Below are 16,587 nucleotides of genomic sequence, written 5' to 3'. Positions count from 1 at the left end.
CGGGCACGTGGCCCGGTTTTTTTATGGCGCGAACATCACGCTTTATCACGTTCCAGCAGCGGCTTGAGGAAGTGACCGGTATGCGATTGCGGCATCTCGGCAACTTCTTCCGGCGTGCCGCAGGCAATGATCTGCCCGCCGCGTGAACCGCCTTCCGGGCCCAGATCGACCAGCCAGTCCGCGGTTTTGATTACGTCCAGGTTGTGCTCGATCACCACCACTGTGTTGCCGTGGTCGCGCAGGCGATGCAGCACGTCGAGCAGTTGCTGAATGTCGGCAAAGTGCAGGCCGGTGGTGGGTTCGTCGAGAATGTACAGGGTCTTGCCGGTGTCGCGCTTGGATAGCTCGCGCGACAGCTTTACCCGCTGCGCTTCCCCGCCCGAGAGCGTGGTCGCCGATTGCCCCAGCTTGATATACGACAGGCCCACATCCACCAGGGTTTGCAGCTTGCGCGACAGCGCCGGCACGGCATCGAAGAACGGTCGCGCTTCTTCAATGGTCATTTCCAGCACTTCGTGGATGTTCTTGCCTTTGTATTTGATTTCCAGGGTTTCACGGTTGTAGCGCTTGCTCTTGCACACGTCGCACGGCACGTAGATGTCCGGCAGGAAGTGCATTTCCACCTTGATCAGGCCATCGCCTTGGCATGCTTCACAGCGGCCGCCTTTGACGTTGAAGGAGAAACGTCCTGGCCCGTAGCCGCGCGAGCGCGCTTCCGGCACACCGGCAAACAGTTCGCGAATCGGCGTGAACAAGCCGGTATAGGTCGCCGGGTTGGAACGCGGGGTGCGGCCAATCGGGCTCTGGTCGATGTCGACGACCTTATCCAGATGCTGCAAGCCGTCGATGCTGTCGTGCGGCGCCGCTTCCAGCGTGGTCGCACCGTTCAGCGCAGTGGCGCTGAGGGGGAACAGCGTGTTGTTGATCAGCGTCGATTTGCCCGAGCCGGAAACCCCGGTGATGCAGGTGAGCAGGCCAATCGGAATTTCCAGGTCGACGTTGCGCAGGTTGTTGCCGCGTGCGCCTTTGACCTTGAGCGACAGCTTCTTGTCGCGCGGCGTGCGCTTGGCCGGGTACTGGATTTTGGTGCGCCCGGACAGGTACTTGCCGGTCAGCGAATCCGGGTGCGCCATGACTTCTGCAGCGGTGCCCTCAGCGACGATGTTGCCGCCGTGCACGCCCGCGCCGGGGCCAATATCGACCACGTAGTCGGCCATGCGAATGGCGTCTTCATCGTGCTCGACCACGATCACCGTGTTGCCGATGTCGCGCAGGTGCCGCAGGGTCGCCAGCAAGCGTTCGTTGTCGCGCTGGTGCAGACCAATCGACGGCTCGTCGAGGATGTACATCACCCCCACCAGGCCCGCGCCGATCTGGCTGGCCAGGCGGATACGCTGCGCTTCACCTCCGGACAAGGTGTCGGCGCTGCGGTCGAGGGTCAGGTAGTCGAGGCCGACGTTGACCAGAAACTGCAGGCGCTCGCGAATTTCCTTGAGGATTTTCTCGGCGATCTCGCCTTTGCGCCCGGTCAGGGCCAGGCTGCCGAAGTATTCCGTGGCATCGCCAATCGGCAGGCCACTGACGGCCGGCAAGTTGCGCTCGCCGACAAACACGTGCCGCGCTTCACGGCGCAGGCGCGTGCCACGGCAATCCGGGCACGGCTGGGTGCTGAGGAACTTGGCCAGTTCTTCACGCACGGTGGTCGATTCGGTTTCCCGGTAGCGCCGCTCCAGATTCGGCACGATGCCTTCGAACGGGTGGGCGCGTTTAACGATGTCGCCACGGTCGTTCAGGTAGCGGAAGTCGACGTTGGCGCTGCCGCTGCCGCTCAAGATGACTTTCTTGTGCTCGGTGCTGAGGCTGTCGAACGGCTTGTCGAGGCTGAAGCCGAAGTGTTTGGCCAGCGAGCCGAGCATCTGGAAGTAATAAACGTTGCGCCGGTCCCAGCCGCGAATGGCGCCTTCGGCCAGGGTCAGCTCGCCATTGACCAGGCGTTTGGTGTCGAAAAACTGCTTCACGCCCAGGCCGTCGCAGGTCGGACAGGCGCCGGCCGGGTTGTTGAAGGAGAACAGCTTGGGTTCCAGCTCGCTGATGGAGTGGCCGCACACCGGGCAGGCGAAGCGCGCGGAAAAGACCATTTCCTCCCCTTCTTCGTCGTCCATCGGCGCCACGAACGCCAGGCCGTCTGCCAGCTTCAACGCGGTTTCAAACGACTCGGCCAGGCGCTGCTGCAGGTCGCCACGGGCTTTGAAGCGGTCGACCACGGCGTCGATGGAGTGCTTCTTCTGTTTATCCAGCTTGGGCAGTTCGTCCAGCTCATAGAGCTTGCCGTTCACCCGCACACGCACGAAACCCTGGGCACGCAGCTCGTCAAAAACGGCCAGGTGCTCGCCTTTGCGCTCGCGAATGATCGGCGCCAGCAGCATCAGCTTTTTGCCTTCGGGCAGGGCCAATACCTGGTCGACCATCTGGCTGACGGTTTGCGCTTCCAGCGGTAGATCGTGGTCCGGGCAACGCGGCGTACCCACTCGGGCGTAGAGCAGGCGCAGGTAGTCGTAGATTTCGGTGATGGTGCCGACGGTGGAGCGCGGGTTGTGCGAAGTGGACTTCTGCTCGATGGAAATCGCCGGCGACAGGCCTTCGATGGTGTCGACATCGGGCTTTTCCATCATCGACAGAAATTGCCGCGCGTACGCCGAGAGCGACTCCACGTAGCGGCGCTGACCTTCGGCATACAGCGTGTCGAAGGCCAACGAAGACTTGCCGGAACCGGACAAGCCGGTAATGACGATCAGTTTGTCCCTTGGCAGGGTCAGGTCGATATTTTTCAGGTTGTGGGTCCGGGCCCCACGAATCAGGATCTTGTCCAATTGCAGCCTCGCTTGGCGGGCGAAAACGGATGAGTATACGGGCCTTGTCAAGCCAGCCGGAAGCGCCGGCCTGTGCGATGCCGGATACGGGCTGTTAGAATCGGCGCGCATTTTCTTGAGGTACTTCCATGCACGATCCGCACAGCGAACGCATGAGTGGCAGCGAAACCCGCGCAGCGAGTGGGTTGTCGCTGGTCTTTGCGTTCCGAATGCTTGGCATGTTCATGGTCCTGCCGGTGCTGGCCACCTATGGCATGGACCTGGCCGGCGCAACGCCGGCACTGATCGGTCTTGCCATCGGCGCCTACGGGCTGACCCAGGCCGTCTTGCAGATTCCCTTCGGCATCATCTCTGACCGCATCGGCCGCCGTCCGGTCATTTATTTTGGTCTCATCGTTTTTGCGGCGGGTAGCGTGCTGGCCGCCAATGCCGACTCCATCTGGGGCGTGATCGCCGGTCGCGTGCTGCAAGGCGCCGGGGCGATTTCCGCCGCCGTGATGGCGCTGCTGTCCGACCTGACCCGCGAGCAACACCGCACCAAAGCGATGGCCATGATTGGCATGAGCATCGGTTTGTCGTTCGCGGTGGCGATGGTGGTTGGGCCGCTGCTCACGCGCGCCTTCGGGTTGTCGGGCCTGTTTCTGGCCACCGCCGCCATGGCGCTGGTGGGCATTGTGCTGGTGGCCTGGTGGGTGCCGCGCTCGGCCGGGCCGTTGCAGCATCGGGAATCCGGTGTGGCGAAAGACGCCCTCGGCAAAACCCTGCGCCACCCAGACTTGTTGCGCCTGGATGTGGGCATCTTCGTTTTGCATGCGGTATTGATGGCCAGTTTCGTCGCATTACCGCTCGCTTTGGTCGAGCGCGCCGAACTGCCGAAAGAACAGCACTGGTGGGTATACCTGACCGCGCTGCTGGTCGGCTTCTTCGCCATGATCCCCTTCATTATTTATGGCGAGAAAAAGCGCCAGATGAAGCGCGTACTGCTCGGCGCCGTTGCTGTGCTGCTGGGCTGCGAAGTGTTCTTCTGGCTGGCCGACGGCACCTTGCACGAATTAGTGGTTGGCACCGTGGTGTTCTTCACCGCGTTCAACCTGCTGGAGGCTTCGCTGCCGTCGCTGATCAGCAAGGTTTCGCCGGCTGGCGGCAAGGGCACGGCCATGGGCGTTTACTCCACCAGCCAGTTCCTCGGCGCGGCGCTGGGCGGCATTCTGGGCGGCTGGTTGTTCCAGCACGGTGGCCTGGATACGGTGTTCTTAGGATGTGCTGCCCTCTGTGGGATCTGGCTGATTATTGCTGTTACTATGCGCGAACCTCCGTATGTCACTAGCCTGCGCTTGCCGCTTTCGCCCGCTGCGGTGCGCGATGCTGGCTTGGTCGAGCGCCTTGTAGCAGTGACCGGAGTAACAGATGCAGTTGTGGTGGCTGACGAAGCCGCCGTGTATATCAAATTCGATTCCGAACAATTGGATCGCCCCGCGCTCGACGCCTTGCTCGACGCGCGTGCCGATTCCTAGGAGAACGTTATGGCCCGTGGGGTTAACAAAGTCATTCTGGTCGGAACCTGCGGCCAGGACCCGGAAACACGCTACATGCCCAACGGCAACGCGGTCACCAACCTGAGCCTGGCTACCAGCGAGCAGTGGACCGATAAGCAGAGCGGCCAGAAAGTCGAAAAAACCGAATGGCACCGTGTGGCCCTGTTCGGCAAGGTCGCTGAAATCGCCGGCGAATACCTGCGCAAAGGTTCGCAGGTGTACATCGAAGGCAAGCTGCAAACCCGCGAGTGGGAAAAAGACGGCGTAAAACGCTACACCACCGAAATCATCGTCGACATGCAGGGCACCATGCAGCTGCTGGGCGGCCGTCCTGATAACGGCGGTGGCGATTCCGCCCCCGTCAACAGCGTCCAGCACCGCAGCAGCGCGAGCAGCAAGCGCCGCGCGAGTCGCGCCCGGCACCGCAACCGGCGGCCCAGCCAGCGCCGAACTACGACAGCTTCGACGACGACATTCCGTTCTGATCAGGCATTTCTGACGTATGCAAATGCGCCTGATGCTTCTGGGCGGCGGCAATGCCCTTGGGCAGGCGCTGATCCGCCTTGGAGCCGAAGATGACATCGGCTTCCTCGCGCCGCGCCCCCCGAGGGCGGCTGGGATGCCACCAGCCTGACCTTGCTGCTCGATGAAACCCGTCCCGACGTGGTGGTAAACCTCGCGTACTACTTCGACTGGTTTCAGGCCGAAACCGTGGGCGCCGAGCGTTTCGCCCCGCAAGAGCGCGCCGTCGAGCGCCTCGCCGAACTTTGCCAACATCACTCCATTCGCCTGGTTCAGCCGTCGAGCTACCGCGTTTTCGACGGTTCGCGCGCGACTGCCTACAGCGAAAAGGAAGAGCAGGTACCGCTTGGTCTGCGTGGTCAGGCGTTGTGGCGCATTGAACAGAGCGTGCGGGCGGCGTGCCCACGGCATGTGCTGATTCGCTTTGGCTGGCTGCTTGATGCCAGTGCCGAAGGTTTGCTGGGCCGTTTTCTGGCCCGCGCCGAGCACGAGTCGGAGCTGTTTCTGGCCGATGACCGACGCGGCAATCCCACACCTATCGACGACGCGGCTCGCGTGCTGATTGCCGTGATCAAACAGCTCGATTGCCAGGCGCCGCTGTGGGGCACGTACCACTACGGTGGATACGAAGCGACCACCTCGCTGGCCCTCGGCCAGGCGGTGCTGACCGAAGCCCGTAATTTCCGGCAACTGGCGGTGCAGGAAGTGGGCGCTCAAGCCCATGCCGCGCGCCCGGATGCGGCTGACGAACCGCAGCACGCCGTGCTGGCCTGCAAGAAAATTCTCCACACCTTTGGCATCAAACCGCGCGCCTGGCGTGCCGGCTTGCCGAGTCTTCTGGACCGTTATTACCGCCATGCCTGATCGTCCCGTTCTGATTACCGGGGGCGCTGGTTTTATCGGCTCCAACCTGGTCGATGCCCTGTTGGCCAAAGGCTATGCAGTGCGCGTGTTGGATGATCTATCGATGGGTAAGCGCAGCAATCTGCCGCTGGATAACCCACGGCTGGAATTGCGCGTTGGCAGCGTGGCCGATGCGGCGTTAGTGACACAGGCGGTGCAAGGCTGCCAGGCCGTGGTGCACTTGGCCGCAGTGGCCTCGGTGCAGGCCTCGGTGGACGATCCGGTGAGCACGCACCAGAGCAATTTTGTCGGCACCCTGAATGTGTGTGAGGCCATGCGCCAACACGGCGTGAAGCGCGTGCTGTTTGCCTCCAGCGCGGCGGTGTATGGCAACAACGGCGAGGGCTTGGCGATTGATGAAGACACGCCGAAAGCGCCGCTCACCCCGTATGCCGTCGACAAATTGGCCAGCGAGCAGTACCTGGACTTCTATCGCCGCCAGCACGGCCTTGAGCCGGCGATCTTCCGCTTTTTCAATATCTTTGGCCCACGGCAAGATCCTTCTTCGCCGTATTCCGGGGTCATCAGCATCTTTATTCAGCGCGCCCAGCAAGGGCTGCCGATCACCGTATTCGGGGACGGCGAGCAGACCCGCGATTTCTTTTATGTGGGTGATCTGATCGACTTGCTGGTGCAGGCACTGGAACTGCCCGGCGTGGAAGAGGGCGCGGCCAACGTGGGCCTTAATCGCGCCACCAGCCTCAACCAGTTGCTAGAGCATATTCGCGCTGTGGTTGGCAATTTGCCTGCCGTCTCGTACGCGCCGGCACGTGACGGCGACATCCGTCATTCCCGCGCCAACAACGGGCGGCTGCTAAGCCGCTATCACGTCGCCGAGCCAACACCGATGGACGTCGGCCTGGCCAAGCTGCTCGGCCGCTAAGCCTGCGCTTAGTGCTTGCGCAGCTGGTACAGCCCTCGGCTCTGCGCAACCACCTCACCGCTGTCATCCACCAGCGCCAACTCCAATACGTACTCGGCCTTGCCCGTTTCGGCGGCTTCGGCTTGCAGACGCTCGATGTCGGCGGCGTCCAGGCGCGCTTCCACGCGGATATCGCCGGTCGCCGGACGGCGAAAGCGCAGGTTCATTTCCTTGATGATTGGGTAGAAGCGCTGGGTGTCGAAGCTGGTGAGAAACAGCGCGCCGCCGGGTATTTCCGCGAGGGTGAAAAGGGCGCCGGCGTACATGCTGCCGATATGGTTCTGGTTGCCGGCCAGTGGCATGCACAACCGCACAAAGCCTGGCTCCAGCACCTCGGCCTTCAACTGGCTGCGTTTGACGAACGCGATCTGCTCTTCAGTGAGCTGCCGCGCAACCTCAAGGGGAAATGCCATGGCCGGAGTCTCTTCTTATTAGGGAAGGCCCCAGCCTAGCGTGTAGACGGCGCACCACAATGACCGCGGCGCTCGCTGCGCCTGACTAAAAGTGACGTCACACGCCCTGGGTTTTCAACCAGCCGAGCAGTTGCGCCAGTGGCATCGCGCCACTTTGGCGTGCGACTTCTTTGCCGTTTTTGAACAGCAGCAAACTTGGAATCGAGCGAATGCCCAACTGCGCGGAGAGCTGTTGGTTGGCTTCGCTGTCGAGCTTGGCCAGGCGCGCCCGGCCGAGCAACTGCCCGGCGGCTTGCTTGAACGTCGGCGCAAACGCCTGGCACGGGCCGCACCAACTGGCCCACACGTCCACCAGCAGCGGCAGGTCGCCTTTAATCTGGCTGGCGTAGCTGGCTTGGGTGAGATCGAACGGCGTGCTCAGCAACACAGGCTCTTTGCAGCGGCCGCAGCGCGGGCTGTCGCCAGTGCGGTCGGAAGGAATGCGATTAAGGCCGTTGCAGTGCGGGCAGGGAATGACGAGAGGGTCGGACATGTCAGGCTCCAGAGGCTATACGCGCTATCTGGAGCCGCAGGCCGGCGCTTTCAAGCGGTGAGACTGATATAGATGTTGTACGCGCTGATCAGCGTGATCAGGCTGCCGATCATGATCAGCAACGTTTTCGCATGCAGCTTTTTGCACAGCAAGGCCGCGAAGGGCGCGGCGAACAAGCCGCCGAACACCAAACCCGCCACCAGCAACCAGGTGCTCGGTTGGCCGGCCAGCAGAATGAACGAGGTGGCGCTGGCGATGGTCAGGAAGAACTCGGCGAAGTTCACCGAGCCGATGGTGGTGCGCGGGTCGCTGCCCGAGCCAATCAGCGTCGTGGTGACTACCGGACCCCAGCCGCCGCCACCCGCTGCATCAACGAAACCACCAAACAGCGCCAGCTTGGCGATGTGTTTGGGCTCGCGTTTTTCCACGATGTGCTTGAACGCCTTGCGCAGGATGTACAGGCCCATGATCAGCAAGTACGCAGAAATAAAGGGCTTGAGCACCTTGCCGTCGAACTGCGTGATGATCACCGCGCCCAACACGGCACCGATCATGCCGGGAATCAGCAAACGCAAAAATAGCGATTTATTCACGTTGCCCAGCTTCACGTGGGAGATGCCAGACAGGCCGGTGGTGAACACTTCGGCGATGTGCACGCTGGCGCTGGCCGCAGCAGGCGAGGCGCCGGCGCTGAGCAGGAAGGTGGTCGCGGTAATGCCGTAGGCCATGCCCAACGCACCGTCGATAGCCTGGGCGAAAAAGCCCACGGCCACGGCGCTCCAGAACAGCGGGCTGGTCAGCGCGCTCTCGATAATTTCCAGGCCGCTGCTCTCGTGGTTACCAAAGAACAGGCGCCACGCCAGAAAGCCCAGCAGGCTCACCAGAATCGCCACCGCCAGCCACATGGCAATGCGCAATACCGGGTGATTGGCGGGATGGGAGACGTAGTCTTCAACCGGCGGCAAGCCCATTGCCTGGTGTTCGGTATTGAGAGGGCTTGCGGAGTAATCGAGTTCGCGGATTTTCATCTACAGCGGAGCCTTAAGCGGGGCGAGCGGTTAGCCGTTCGGTGGCGCAACGATAGAGAGCTTTGCTTAGAGGAGTCTAAGACTGATTGGGCAGGTTTATATGCCATCTAGGAATTTAGCGTTTGGAAGCACCGCGACTGTGCCGCCGCCTCCAACCGTTGCTGTATCTGTGTACCCGCCTGCGAACCCACTAGCCTTCAGGTTCACAACAAGGAGATCACCATGCACACCCTCGGCGTTCTAGGCGGCATGAGTTGGGAATCGACTGTCACGTATACCGCCTGCTCAACGAAGGCGTTCGCGACCAGCTCGGCGGGCTGCATTCGGCGCCGTTGCTGTTGCATTCGGTGGATTTCGCGCAGATCGCCGCCATGCAAAAAAGTGGTGACTGGCAGGGCGCCGGCGAGGTGTTGGCGCAAGCCGCCGCAGGCCTGCAAAACGCCGGCGCCACGGCGCTGCTGTTGGCGACCAACACCATGCACAAAGTGGCACCGGCCATCGAGGCGGCGGTGGATATTCCTCTCCTGCACATTGGCGATGCGGTGGGGCAGGCGTTGCAAGCGCAAGGCATCCGCAAGGCGGCGCTGCTCGGCACCCGCTTCACCATGCAGGAAGCGTTTTACCGCGAGCGCCTCAGTGAGCGCTTCGGCATCGAGGTGCTGGTGCCTGCGCTCGAAGCGCAGTCCGAAATTGACCGGATCATTTTTCAGCAGCTCTGCCTGGGCCAGTTTCCGGAAGCGTCGCAACGCTACTACCTCGATTGCCTGGGCGAGCTAAAAGCCCAAGGCGCCGAGGCGGCGATTCTGGGCTGTACGGAAATTGGTCTGCTACTCGAAGGCTGCGAGGCGCCGCTGCCCTTGATTGACAGCACCCATGAGCATGTGCGGATGGGGCTCGATTGGCTTTTTATAGACGCCGAGGTAGGGCCGCTGGGCTAAGGCCAGACAAGGCGCACCCGAGCCGAACAGCGCAGCGTAGTCAACTACGTGAGCATGTGAGGTGAGGGAGCAACGCAGTATGGCCGACGACCAGCGGCCCGGCGTGTAATCACGAAGAGCAGCTGATTTCCAGGTGCTTGCCCCATTCCGGCGGCCGCTCGGCGAACCGTTCCATGCCCGGCTGCTCGTCAAACGGCTTGCTCAATACCTCGTGCAGCAGGCGCACTTCGCTGTAGTCACCGCGCTCGGCGGCTTCGATCGCTTGCTGTGCCAGGTAGTTGCGCAGGATGTATTTCGGGTTGACCGCGTGCATCCGCGTGCGCCGTTCGGCGACGTCCAGATCGCCGCAGCGGGCCAGGTAGTCGGCGGCCCAGGCGTCAAAGCCGGCCAGGTCGACGAAGTCTTCGCGCAAGCGTTTCAACGCATCGGCCGGGGCGCTCTCGCCCAGTTCGCGGAAGAAACGGCTGTAGTCGACCGGGCTGGTCTGCATCAGCTGCAACAGCCGTTCGATCAGGCCGTTGTCGTCATCATGCGGTTGGTACAGGCCCAGGCGTTTACGCATCAGGTCGAGGTAGTGCGCCTGGTACAGCGGCAGGAACAGGTTGAGGGTTTCGCGCAGCGCTTCAGCGCTGATAAACGGCGTGAGCGCCTGGGCCAGCGCCGACAGGTTCCAGTGCGCGATGGGCACCTGGTTGCTGAAGGAGTAGCGGCCGCTGTCGTCGGAGTGGTTGCAGATAAAGCGCGCGTCGAAGTCGTCGAGAAAGGCGAACGGGCCGTAGTCGAAGGTGATGCCTAAAATCGACATGTTGTCGGTGTTCATCACCCCGTGGCAGAAGCCATAGGCCTGCCAGTAGGCGATCATTTCGGCGTTGCGCTCTAGCACCTCGCGGAACATCGCCAGGTACGGCTCCGGTTGCTCCAGGCACTGGGGAAAATGGCTGCGCAGCATGTGCTCGCCGAGCACCTTCAACTGTTCTTCCTGCTTGGTGTAATAGAAGTACTCGAAGTGGCCGAAGCGCACATGGCTGGGGGCCATGCGCAGCACATGGCCGCCGTTTCTTTCTTCTCGCGCCACACCGGTGTGCTCGACCCCACCACACACAGCGCGCGGCTGCTGGGAATACCGAGCGCGTGCATGGCTTCAGAGGCAAGGAACTCGCGGATCGAGGAACGCAACACCGCACGGCCATCGCCCATGCGCGAGTACGGGGTTTGCCCGGCGCCCTTGAGGTGCAAATCCCAATGCTCGCCCGCATCGTTTACCACCTCGCCCAGCAGCAGCCCACGACCGTCGCCCAGGCGCGGGTTGTCACGAGCCGAACTGATGACCGGAATACACCATGGCGCGCGGCTCGGCGCTTTCCCACAGTTTGTGGCCGGCGAAAATTTCAGCGAATTCCGGTTTCGTGGCTTCGTTCGGGTCCAGATCCAGCAGCGCCATGGCGGCCGGGCTGGCGACCACCAGACGTGGTTCGTCGATGGGCTCTGGAAGCACTTCAGTGGAAAACGCATCGCCGAGACGGGCGAAGCGGTTATCGAAATTGAGATCGGCGAGGGTTTTCAAAGGCGTTGTCCGAAAAGGCTGGGATCGGAAATGATGTGGACAGCTATCGCCAGCTACGGGTCAATAAACCTGCCGAACAGCATCGCGGCTGAAGCCGCTCCCACAGAACACGAAACCTGCAGGAGCGGCTTTAGCCGCGATAGGTTTAATGTCACGGCGTCGGTTTCGGCGCTTGCGCTTCCTCAGCCGCCTCCACCTGATGCTCCTTCCCTTCGGCATTGGTGAGGAAAATTTCCATCTTCGGCGTGGAGCTGGAGTTGATGTTGTTGTCGCGGAACAGCTGGTCGATACGGCGGTTCAATTCGTCGGTGGCCAGGCCGCGGTCACCCAGTTCGCGCACATAAATTTTCAGCTCGTGATCCAGGGTGCTGGCGCCGTAGGCGGTCAGTTGCACGGTGGGCGCCGGGTCGCGCAGCACGCGGGAGTTTTCCTGGGTGGCTTGCAGCATCAGCTTGCGCACCAGCTCGAGGTCCGAGCCGCGCTGCACATTGAAGGTCAGCACGATGCGGGTGATGGTGTCGGTCAGCGTCCAGTTGATCAGCTGACTGGTGAGAATGGTCTGGTTCGGCACGATCACCGCTTTACGGTCGCCGTCAGTGATGTGCGTGGCGCGGATGCGGATGCGGTTCACCGTGCCGGTCACGGTGCCGATGGTCACCAGGTCGCCGATGCGCACCGGACGCTCGAACAGCAGAATGATGCCGGAAATGAAGTTGGCGAAAATCGCCTGCATACCGAAACCGATACCCACCGACAGCGCCGCCACCAGCCATTGCAACTTGTCCCAACTCACGCCCAGGGTCGACAGCGTGCTGACGATGCCGATGCCGGCAATGGCGTAAGACAACAGCGTGGTCGTCGCATATGCGCTGCCTTGCGCCAATGACAGGCGCGACAGCACCAACACTTCCAGCAAACCGGGCAGGTTATTGGCCAGGGCGATGGTGACGCCGATGATGAGCAACGCGCCGAGTACATCCAGCAGGCTGATGGGCAACTGCGTGGCAGCAGCGCCCGTGCCGGCGGCGTATTGGTAGAGGGTGACGTTGTCGAGGTAGGCGAAAACGCTGATCAGGTCGGCCCAGACCAAATACAGGCAGCCAATAAAGCCGGACAGCAGCGCCAGGCGAGATCAGTCGCAACGACTGTTGGTTGACCTGCTCGATGTCCAGCCGCGCGGTTTCTACCGGCACTTCTTCGCCGTCGACGTTCTCTTTGGCCTGCGCCTGACGTTTCGCCAGGGCGCGGGCATAGGCCAGACGCCGTGCCGCCACAGCCAGACCGCGCACAAACGCGGCTTCGATAATCAGCCAGACGATCAGCAAGTACAGGGTGTTGATCAGCCGATCCGTGAGCTTCAGCGAGGTGTAGTAGTAGCCAAAGCCGACCGCGATGATCAGCGCAAACGGCAACAGGGTGAACGCCGTACCGATCACCAGACGGAACGGTGACGCGTGCTCCCTGAGCGGCTCGGTGAGCAGCAATTTGCCCAGCAGCCAGGTCATCAGGCAGAAACAGGCAAGCACGATGATGATGCCGATGACGTCTTCGGCCAGCGCAGCGAGTTGCTGCTCGGCCACACTCACCACCGCCACCAAGGCCATTACCACCAGCCCCAGTTTGCGCACCTGATTGCTGATAAACGCCACTTGCGGGCGCGGCCAGCGGAAGTGCAGCTCGGCCATGCCGCCGGGCGCCAGAATCCGGTACAGCGTGTAAAACACCAGCCAGGCCTGGGCCATTTCCAGCAGCGCGCCGCCCAGTGCGGCGTTCAGTCCACGGGCATCCACCCGCAGTGCCAGCCCGCCCAACGCCAGCAGCAGCGACACCGGCAAAGCCAGCAAGATGTTCAGCAGCAATGCCAAGGGCGTGTGCAGCTGGCTGTCGCGTTTGTAGTGGCCGATGTCTTCGTGCAGTTCGCCGAGCTTGCGATAGATGGTGCTGCGCTGCCAGATCAGCAGGCCACTGACCAACGCCAGCGGCAGGGAAAACCACGGCCGCTCGCCCAGGGCTTCGAACAACTGCTTGGAGCCCATCGCCCCACGGCAGGTCGGCCAGCTGGCTTTGCAGGTAGCGCGGCGCAACCCGCAGCCACGAAAGGTCCAGCGGCTTGTTGCTGGGAATCCAGAACATCTGCTCTTCAAGCGTGGCGCGCAGGGCTTTGGCTGTGGCTTGCAGCTGCTTCTGGTTGAGTTGCAGGGTGATCGATTCGTTGAGCAGCGCATTGAGCTCGCGGCTCAAGCCGCTCAAGCAGTTCGGCGCGGGTATTGGCCAGGTCCAGCAGCGTGCGGCGCACCTCCGGCGTCACCTGCTCGGCAGGTTGTTTGGCCAACAGACTGTCGACATAGGCTTGCGGCGAGCCGTATTGGTCGCGGGTCTGGTCGAGGTTGAACTGGTAGAGCCGGATGTCGGCAATCTCGTCGGCCAGGTCCTGATTCATCGTCAGTTGCGGCAACGATTCTTTCTGCTGATAAAGAATCTTCGAGAGCAGCAGGCTGCCCTTGAGCACGTTGATCTGTTCTTCCAGCGACTGATCGGCCTGGTTGACGCTGTCGAGTTGCTGCTTGGTCAGCAGGTTCTGCTTGGTCAGGTCGTTGAGGCGGTCGGTGGCGCGCAGCAGGTAGTCGGAGAGCTTGAGGTTCTCAGCGCTTTCCAGGGCTACCACGCTGTCGGGGCCGGCGTTCTGCGCCTCCTTGGATAATTCCACCAAGGTTTTTTCCGACTGCGCCCGGCGTTTTTCGCTGATCAAGGTTTGCAGGTCATTGCTGCGTTGTTCGGCACGGGCGATGCGTTCCACCAGCAAGTCGCGCTGGATGTTGCCCAAGTCTTGCAGCACGTTGTTGCCCGCCAGCTCGGCGCGGCGCAAGGCCATTTTTGCCACCAGGGCTGCCTGCTCGGCGTTCAGTTGGTCGCGGCGTTCAGGGCTCAGTGGCTTGTTGGCCTCTTTGCCCACCTTGAGCAGGTTGCCGATCTCCTGCATGCGCGTCTGCCCGTTACTGATCTCCGCCTGGGCGCGTTCGGGCCGGGTTTGCGCGGTAAGAATGTCGCTATTGGCCACGGCCAGCGCTTTTTGCCAGTCGCTGAGCTGGGTGCTGATGTCGGTCAGTTTTTGTTCAAGCTGCGGGATGCTCAGCGCGCCGTAACGCTCGCGAAAAGCGTCCGGCGGGTTGGCTTTGAGTTTGGCCAGGTCGCGCTGGCTGTCGGCGGTGAGCTTTGGCGCCTCGGCGAGCTTTTGCTTGAGCTGGGTCCGGGCGAACTTCGGCGTCGCCTTTTTCCGCCAGCAGTTCCAGGGTGTTTTCCAGGATCTGCTTGATAGTCGAGGCATCAGGCTCGGCCAGTTTGCGTGCGGCCAGTGACCGTCGAGGTTGCGCTGAACATCGGCGCTGCTCAGGGGGTTCGGCGGCATGCAAAGACGGAATGATCAGCGCGAGGCCAAGCAGGCTGGCCGTAGAAGGGTACGGAGCGAAGTAGGAAACAGAGACATGGTCGCCAATCGTGCGGCTCGGGAAGCGAGCAGTTTAGAGGAACAGGCCGGGGGCCGGGGCGGCTGCCTTCGGGAATTTGACGCCGACCTTGCGAATCTTGTTGCCTTCCATGGCCGCGACGGTCCAGGTCAGGCCGTTCCATTCAACCTGGTCGCCTATAACCGGCTCGCCGCCAATTTCGTGGGCGATGAACCGGCCCAGCGGCATGCTGCCATCCACGTCGCCGATTTTCAGGCCATACAGCGCAGCAATGGCGCTGAGCTCGGCGTCGCCTTCAAGCACAAAGAAATCGCCGAAGAAGCGCAGGTCCAGCCCGCGTTTCGGCGCCTGGCTGAACAGCTTGCCGAGGGCGGGCAGGTCGTGTTCGTGGCCGACTACGCAGAGCATGTCGCCGGCTTCAAGCGTGGTACTACCGGACGGGTGCAGCAGCTCGGTGCCGCGGAACAGCGCGGCAATGCGCGTGCCGTCGGGCATCTTCAGTTCGCGCAGGGCGGCGCCGATGCACCACTTCTCCGCGCCCAGGCGGTACACGAACAGCTCCCACTGACTGGTGGGGTGCACTTCAAGGCCTGCGCGGGAGATTGGCGCCGGCTCCGGCGGAACGGTTACCCGCAGCCACTTCGCCACCCACGGCAGGCTGGTGCCTTGCAGCACCAGCGACACCAGCACAATGAAGAACGCCAGGTTGAAATACAGCTGCGCGTGCTCCAGACCGGCCATCAACGGGAACACAGCCAGAATGATCGGCACCGCGCCGCGCAGGCCGACCCAGGCGATAAACAGTTTTCCCGGTCATGGAAGGCCTTGAACGGAAACAGGCTCACGGCCACCGACAGTGGCCGGGCAACCAGAATCATCCACAACGCCAAGGCCAGGGCCGGCAAGGCGATAGGCAGCAGAAGTCGGCCGGCGTAACCAGCAGGCCGAGCACCAGAAACATGCCGATCTGCGCCAGCCAGGCGAGGCCGTCGAGCATATGCAAAATACCGTGGCGCGAGCGAATGGCCTTGTTGCCCAGCACCAGACCGCACAGGTACACGGCAAGAATGCCGCTGCCATGCAGTGCGTTGGTCAGGGCAAAGGTCAGCAGGCCGCCGCTGACCACCAGCAACGGATACAAACCGTGCGCCAGGTGAATGCGGTTGACCAGCTTGAGCACCACCCAGCCGCCGCCAAGACCAATAACAGCACCGATGCCGAATTCGCGCAGCAGATGCAGTAACAGGCCAAAGCCGAATTCATCCTGGCCGCTGGCGAGCATGTCGATCAGCGTAACGGTGAGAAACACCGCCATGGGGTCGTTGCTACCGGATTCTATTTCCAGGGTAGCGTTTACCCGCTCGTTCAGGCCTTTGCCGCCCAGCAACGAGAACACCGCAGCGGCGTCGGTCGAACCGACAATCGCGCCGATCAGCAGGCCCTGCATCAGGTTGAGATTGAACAGCCAGGCGGCGGCCATGCCAGTGAGGCCGGTGGTGATCAGCACGCCAACGGTGGCCAGCGACAAGGCCGGCGACAGCGCCACGCGGAAGCTCGACACGCGGGTACGCAAACCGCCGTCCAGCAGGATTACCGCCAGGGCCAGGTTGCCCACCAGATAGGAAAGGGGTAGTTGCTGAAACCGATGCCGCCCGGGCCATCGACGCCGGCCAACATGCCGACGCCCAGAATGATCACCAGAATCGGGATGCCCAGACGCGAAGAAAGCGAGCTCACCAAAATGCTCGCGCCTACCAGCAATGCGCCGATCAGGAACAGGCTATTGATGGCGGTGGCATCCAAAGGCGGAACTCCAGGTAAACGGGTTTAGATCGAAAGTAGCTTAGAGCATGCAGCAGGCATGCCAGACGATTCTAACCCGCGTTTTCCTGCGCC

General features: G+C 62.2%; 8 protein-coding genes and 4 pseudogenes. 5 read left to right on the top strand and 7 right to left on the bottom strand.

Going from position 1 to position 16,587, the window contains the following annotated elements:
* Nucleotides 1-35: 35 nt before the first annotated feature.
* Nucleotides 36-2,870 (bottom strand): excinuclease ABC subunit UvrA, encoded by a 2,835-nt coding sequence (uvrA, locus tag ACZZZP_RS20570; RefSeq protein ID WP_122493298.1) that lies wholly within the window; start codon nt 2,868-2,870, stop codon nt 36-38.
* A 128-nt stretch (nt 2,871-2,998) separates the two neighbouring features.
* Here uvrA and ACZZZP_RS20565 point away from each other — a divergent pair, with 128 nt between their 5' ends.
* The 4 genes and pseudogenes from ACZZZP_RS20565 to ACZZZP_RS20550 all read left to right on the top strand — a co-directional run bounded on the left by ACZZZP_RS20565 (nt 2,999) and on the right by ACZZZP_RS20550 (nt 6,713).
* Entirely contained in the window at nt 2,999-4,384 is a 1,386-nt protein-coding gene (locus ACZZZP_RS20565; protein ID WP_463383941.1) for an MFS transporter, read from the top strand.
* Between the two features lie 9 nt (nt 4,385-4,393).
* Nucleotides 4,394-4,984, top strand: coding sequence for a single-stranded DNA-binding protein (locus ACZZZP_RS20560; protein WP_463536807.1), 591 nt, complete (start codon nt 4,394-4,396; stop codon nt 4,982-4,984).
* Nucleotides 4,908-5,791 (top strand): annotated as a pseudogene (locus ACZZZP_RS20555) (sugar nucleotide-binding protein). Before ACZZZP_RS20560 ends, ACZZZP_RS20555 begins: the two are co-directional and overlap by 77 nt.
* On the top strand, nt 5,784-6,713 hold the full coding sequence (locus tag ACZZZP_RS20550; protein ID WP_463383940.1) for an NAD-dependent epimerase/dehydratase family protein: 930 nt from the start codon (nt 5,784-5,786) through the stop codon (nt 6,711-6,713). Before ACZZZP_RS20555 ends, ACZZZP_RS20550 begins: the two are co-directional and overlap by 8 nt.
* Before the next feature lie 8 nt (nt 6,714-6,721).
* Here the strand turns inward: ACZZZP_RS20550 and ACZZZP_RS20545 are convergent, their stop codons facing one another.
* From ACZZZP_RS20545 to ACZZZP_RS20535, 3 genes are all read right to left on the bottom strand, one after another.
* Complete coding sequence (locus ACZZZP_RS20545; protein ID WP_122493294.1) at nt 6,722-7,165, bottom strand: YiiD C-terminal domain-containing protein; 444 nt, start codon at nt 7,163-7,165, stop codon at nt 6,722-6,724.
* Nucleotides 7,166-7,262: 97 nt separating this feature from the next.
* Nucleotides 7,263-7,697 carry a thioredoxin TrxC gene (gene trxC, locus ACZZZP_RS20540; RefSeq protein ID WP_463383939.1) on the bottom strand — a complete coding sequence of 145 codons (435 nt, stop codon included), beginning with the start codon at nt 7,695-7,697 and terminating at the stop codon, nt 7,263-7,265.
* A gap of 50 nt (nt 7,698-7,747) precedes the next feature.
* Nucleotides 7,748-8,725 (bottom strand): sulfite exporter TauE/SafE family protein, encoded by a 978-nt coding sequence (locus tag ACZZZP_RS20535; RefSeq protein WP_463383938.1) that lies wholly within the window; start codon nt 8,723-8,725, stop codon nt 7,748-7,750.
* Between the two features lie 254 nt (nt 8,726-8,979).
* On the opposite strand from ACZZZP_RS20535, the gene ACZZZP_RS20530 reads away from it, so the two are divergent.
* Nucleotides 8,980-9,663 carry an aspartate/glutamate racemase family protein gene (locus tag ACZZZP_RS20530; protein ID WP_463536806.1) on the top strand — a complete coding sequence of 228 codons (684 nt, stop codon included), beginning with the start codon at nt 8,980-8,982 and terminating at the stop codon, nt 9,661-9,663.
* Between the two features lie 109 nt (nt 9,664-9,772).
* On the opposite strand, the pseudogene selO reads toward ACZZZP_RS20530, so the two are convergent.
* From selO to ACZZZP_RS20515, 3 pseudogenes are all read right to left on the bottom strand, one after another.
* Nucleotides 9,773-11,227 (bottom strand): annotated as a pseudogene (gene selO, locus ACZZZP_RS20525) (protein adenylyltransferase SelO).
* 151 nt (nt 11,228-11,378) lie between these two features.
* Nucleotides 11,379-14,711: pseudogene (gene mscK, locus ACZZZP_RS20520) on the bottom strand (mechanosensitive channel MscK).
* A 34-nt stretch (nt 14,712-14,745) separates the two neighbouring features.
* Nucleotides 14,746-16,494 (bottom strand): annotated as a pseudogene (locus ACZZZP_RS20515) (potassium/proton antiporter).
* Nucleotides 16,495-16,587 lie beyond the last annotated feature (93 nt).

Source organism: Pseudomonas sp. AC211 (assembly GCF_979258055.1).
Note: the sequence above shows the minus strand (reverse complement) of the source record. Positions and strands in the feature narration are given on the sequence as shown.

Excerpts from the sequence above, each read along its gene's own strand:
- ACZZZP_RS20535 (WP_463383938.1), bottom strand. The coding sequence starts at position 8,725 with ATGAAAATCCGCGAACTCGATTACTCCGCAAGCCCTCTCAATACCGAA.
- ACZZZP_RS20545 (WP_122493294.1), bottom strand. The coding sequence starts at position 7,165 with ATGGCATTTCCCCTTGAGGTTGCGCGGCAGCTCACTGAAGAGCAGATC.
- ACZZZP_RS20550 (WP_463383940.1), top strand. The coding sequence starts at position 5,784 with ATGCCTGATCGTCCCGTTCTGATTACCGGGGGCGCTGGTTTTATCGGC.
- ACZZZP_RS20565 (WP_463383941.1), top strand. The coding sequence starts at position 2,999 with ATGCACGATCCGCACAGCGAACGCATGAGTGGCAGCGAAACCCGCGCA.
- ACZZZP_RS20560 (WP_463536807.1), top strand. The coding sequence starts at position 4,394 with ATGGCCCGTGGGGTTAACAAAGTCATTCTGGTCGGAACCTGCGGCCAG.
- trxC (WP_463383939.1), bottom strand. The coding sequence starts at position 7,697 with ATGTCCGACCCTCTCGTCATTCCCTGCCCGCACTGCAACGGCCTTAAT.